The following is a 1,625-nucleotide window of genomic DNA, read 5'->3' on the forward strand; positions in this document are numbered from 1 at the left end:
GGCAACCGCAAATACGAGTTGGGAGCGGGGATCCCTTTGCAGGAGCCAGAGCTGGAGTGGTTGGCCTCGGAACTAAGCCGTTGGCTGAAGATCCCAGTTGAACGGCAAAAGGTGTAGTCGTTAGGTTTTTTGCATTTAGTTATGATAAGGACAGTTTTTGGGTAAGGTCTGATGAGTTATCTTGCTGCAGATCACAGCAAATAAAATAGCAAAAAATTATAGCTTTCCTGAAAACAGAATCCAGATCCACATCGGCAAAGAGGCAGGATGCAAACAGTTTATCCAAGGCCTGCTGTAATAGCTCGCTCTGGATCCCCGTGGCGCTACCTCCCAAAAAGATATGGAAAATGATACACCAGAGATTCCATCGCTGGAGTTGCTTGGGAGTTTGGGAAAGACCCTGACTTAGAGCATCTTATCCTTGACTCAACTGTCGTTCGTGCTCACCCCTGGGCAGCCGCAAAAAAAGGGGAGCAAGCTTTGGGGAGGAGTCGAGGTGGATACAGCACTCAGATCCATGTGAGTGTGGATGGTTTGGGGAAGCCGTTAGTGTTTAGAATCACAGCAGGGCAAAGCAGGATATTACCCAAGCAGAGGCATTACCAGAGAGTTGGCAAGAAGAGCATACGAAGGTGATAGGGGATAAGATTCTCAGGAATTCAGGGAGAGGATAGACAAGGGAAGGCCGGGTGCTGATTCCTTCTAAGAGGAATAGGAGGGTGGTGGGAGATTTGACCGGCACGTTTACAGGGAGAGGCATTTAGTCGATAAAAGATTTTTTTGCGATTTAACACGGATTGCTATATTGGTGCTTGTGCTGAGAATTATCTGGCCAAATTGCTGTGGCTAAAGTTTAAGGGTATATGTGGCAAGCGTGGCTTCTGAGTCAGTGGGGGGTGGCACTCTGGCTCAACCTGGCTCTGGTGGTGCTGGGTCTGCTGAGCCCTCAGAAAGCTCTGACGCGAGCAGGGGTCATCCACGCGGGCCTGCTGGGCCTGCTGGTGTGGGGGGGGCTGGGGGGGCGGGGCTACGCGGTGGTAGCTGCCTATTTTTTAGTGGGAACAGCCGTAACCAAACTGGGGATCCGGCGCAAGCAGGCGCAGGGGATCGCCGAAAAGCGAGAGGGGGCGCGAGGGCCGGAGAACGTCTGGGGATCCGCTTTAACCGGGGCAGTATGTGCGCTAGGATACGCTTTCTTCCCGCATCCCCTGTGGTGGTTGGGATACAGCGCCAGCTTTGCAGCGAAATTGGCCGATACCGTCAGCAGCGAGGTGGGGAAAGCCTATGGCCGCAAGACCTTTTTGATCACCACCTTCCAGTCCGTGCCGGCGGGCACAGAAGGAGCCGTGAGCCTAGAGGGATCCCTGGCGGGGGTGGCGGCAGCGGCAGGGATGGCCGGGTTGGCCTGGGGGATTGGCGGGGAGTGGGTGGGGGAAAGCCCATTTTGGTTGGGCATCTGCTGGCTGGCTGGGATCCTGGCCACCCTGGCGGAAAGCTGGATGGGAGTGGTGTTACAACCCCGTTTGGCCTGGATGACCAACGAAGTTGTAAACAGTATTCAAACAACCCTGGCCGCTCTTCTGGCGGTAGGGCTGGGATCCCTTATGGGCATCGGATCCTAGAAA

Annotated in this window: 1 protein-coding gene and 1 pseudogene; both read left to right on the forward strand. The window is 54.6% G+C overall.

Going from position 1 to position 1,625, the window contains the following annotated elements:
• Positions 1–215: 215 nt before the first annotated feature.
• Positions 216–769, forward strand: a pseudogene (locus NW829_RS01040) (IS5 family transposase); the annotation flags it as partial.
• Between the two features lie 94 nt (positions 770–863).
• Complete coding sequence (locus NW829_RS01045; protein ID WP_414343840.1) at positions 864–1,622, forward strand: TIGR00297 family protein; 759 nt, start codon at positions 864–866, stop codon at positions 1,620–1,622.
• The last annotated feature ends 3 nt before the right edge of the window (positions 1,623–1,625 follow it).

Source organism: Synechococcus sp. R55.8 (assembly GCF_047461895.1).
Lineage (GTDB): Bacteria > Cyanobacteriota > Cyanobacteriia > Thermostichales > Thermostichaceae > Thermostichus.